This is a genomic window from Streptomyces sp. SID11385 (assembly GCF_010548245.1).
GTDB lineage: Bacteria > Actinomycetota > Actinomycetes > Streptomycetales > Streptomycetaceae > Streptomyces.
The window spans coordinates 1-2,299 of sequence record NZ_JAAGLR010000195.1 but is presented as its reverse complement, the minus strand read 5'-3'; the positions used below and the strand labels follow the sequence as shown (position 1 = coordinate 2,299).

Annotated in this window: 3 protein-coding genes; all 3 read right to left on the bottom strand. The window is 76.6% G+C overall.

What is annotated here, in order from left to right:
- The coding region (locus tag G3I42_RS06240; protein WP_164283144.1) for an NAD(P)/FAD-dependent oxidoreductase at positions 1-731 on the bottom strand (731 nt) is incomplete at its 3' end.
- Positions 731-1,186, bottom strand: coding sequence for an SRPBCC family protein (locus G3I42_RS06235; protein WP_164283142.1), 456 nt, complete (start codon positions 1,184-1,186; stop codon positions 731-733). The genes G3I42_RS06240 and G3I42_RS06235, both read right to left, overlap by 1 nt.
- A 144-nt stretch (positions 1,187-1,330) precedes the next feature.
- Positions 1,331-2,299: iron-containing redox enzyme family protein (locus G3I42_RS06230; RefSeq protein ID WP_239096292.1), on the bottom strand; the 969-nt coding region annotated here is incomplete at its 5' end.

The following is a 2,299-nucleotide window of genomic DNA, read 5'->3' as shown; positions in this document are numbered from 1 at the left end:
CCGCCGCGCGCCTCCAGCCGCCGCACCAGCGCCGCCGTGAGCGCGCCCGCCCCGCCCACCGGGACCGGGAAACCGTAGGTCTGGCCCAGCATCGACATGAGCCAGCCGTACCCGCCGCTGCCCGCTGCCTCCGGGGCCAGATCGGCGTGCAGCGCGTTGCCCGCGAGCAGCACCCGGCCCGCCGCGCCCCGGAACTCCTCCTCGCCGAGCCGCCGCACCGGCAGCACGAGCGAGCGCGCGAGCCTGAGCCCCCCGCCCGCCCGCACCAGCCGCGTGAGCCGCAGCCCCTCGCGCACTGGCGGGAACGGCGTGAACAGCGCGCCGACGAGAGCGGGACCGACCCGCTCCCACGTCCGGTACAGGCCGAGCCACGCCTCGCCGTCGCCCGGGGCCGCCGCCTCCATCGCCGCGGCCGTGTCCTCGGGCCGCCGCTCCAGGACGGCGCAACTCCCGTCGGGGAAGGGATGCGCGAGCACGCGCGGGGCGTGGCTCCAGCGCAGCCCGTACCGCTCCAGGCCGAGACCGGCGAGGACCGGCGAGGCGGCGGCCAGCGGGTAGAAGGAGCTGCCGAGGTCGGAGACGAAGGCGGGGTCGACGCCGCGGTCCGAGCGGACGGCGCCGCCCGGCTCCGCGTTCGCCTCCAGGACCTCCACGGCCCACCCGGCGTCCGCGAGCACGTTCGCCGCGACGAGCCCGTTGGGACCCGCGCCGATCACCACCGCGTCCGGCATCAGTCCGCCCCTTCCTCGCGCGGGGATGCGGCCGCCACGGTCTTGGCGAGCCGCGACAGCATGAGGCGGTTGCGCAACTGGCCCAGCGCGTCCGCCAGCGGGTTGTGCAGGAGCCCGGCCGGCCCGCGCAGGGGGTGCTCGTCGAGGAGGACGAGGGTGTCCCCGCCCCACTCCCGCAGGTCGAGGGCGATACGGGCGGTCCCGAGCGGCCCGCTGTCCACTTCGAGCTCCAGGATCGCGGGCGGCTCGCAGCGCCGTACGTGCGTGTGCCCCGACAGCGTCCGGCCGCAGAGCCGCACCGTGTACCCGAGGCTCGCGCCCTCCTCGGGCCACTGCCCCTGCTGGGCCCAGGACCTGTCGGTGCCCACGACCCAGTCGCCGTAGCGCGCGCTGTCCGCGAGGACCGCCCACACCTCGTCCCTGGGACGCTCGATCAGTTTGTGCCGGACCGCCATGAGGGCTCCCGTCGTCTCGGTTCCGTTGGGTTCCGTCCGCCGCCCGTCCCCGGGGGGTTGGCGAGCGCGCGCCGGGGATGCGCGAGCGCCCGCCGGACGTACGTCAGCGCCTGCCGGGATTCGCCCGCGCCCGCCGGAGGTACGTCAGCGCCCGCCCCGGGCCTCCCTGAGCGCCGAGCGCCCCTCCCGCCACGCCCCCAGCAGGTGGGCCGCCAAGCGGTCCTCCAGGTACGTGGTCGCCTCCGCGCCGAAGGCCACGTCGGCCTCCAGGTGCGGTTCGTCCGCGAGGAGGCCGCCGATCACCTCGCGGCGCACGACCTGCTCGTGCACCGCGTCCGCCTCGACGTGCTCGGCGTAGAAGTGCTCGGCCGCCGGGCCCGCCTGCGTGCGGCGCATCGCGGCGGCGAGGCGGCGGGAGCCGGGCGAGGACGTGACCTCGACGCAGGCGAAGTGGCCGACGAGCGCGCCGCGCAGCGCACGGCGCAGGCCGAAGAGCGTCATCATGTTGACGACGGCGAGCGCGGGGGCGGGGGCCGCGTCCACGTAGTGCCCGTACCGCGTCTCCAGGCCGAGGTCCGCCATGAGGCCGGCGAAGAGCCGCGCGTGCACGTGCTCGGCCCGTCCCGCCCCGTACTCGTCGTACTCGATCGCGACCATCCCCGCCTTGGCCCGGCCGGTCAGCCGGGGGATCACCCAGGCGTGCGGGTCGGCCTCCTTGAGGTGGTAGAGCGAGCGCAGCGCCGCGTACTCGCGCAATTGCTCCTTCGTGCCCTCGTGTTCGAGGTGGTACGCGACGCTCCCGCTGTGCTCGGCCGGTTCCACGAGCAGTGCGTCGAAGACCTCGCCGGCGTCCCGGCGGCCGGGCACGTCGGCGCGCAGCGCGCCGAGGAAGCGCTCCTCCAGCGCCCGCCGCAGCGGCATCAGCGCGGGGTGCCACTCGTGGTCCTCGGGCACTCCGGCGAAGCCCCGGTAGTGCAGCTCGTACAGCGTGTGGAGCGCGAGGTGCAGGTCCTCGCCGTACGGGTCCGCCGTCGCCGCCCCCGCCGTGTCCACGACCGGGACCGCGGGCGCGGTCAGCGCGGTGCGGACCCGGGCGGAGAGGGGGCCGCGGGC

Bases quoted from the DNA above. Each gene is read 5' to 3' on its own strand.
- G3I42_RS06235 (WP_164283142.1), bottom strand. From the start codon at position 1,186: ATGGCGGTCCGGCACAAACTGATCGAGCGTCCCAGGGACGAGGTGTGG.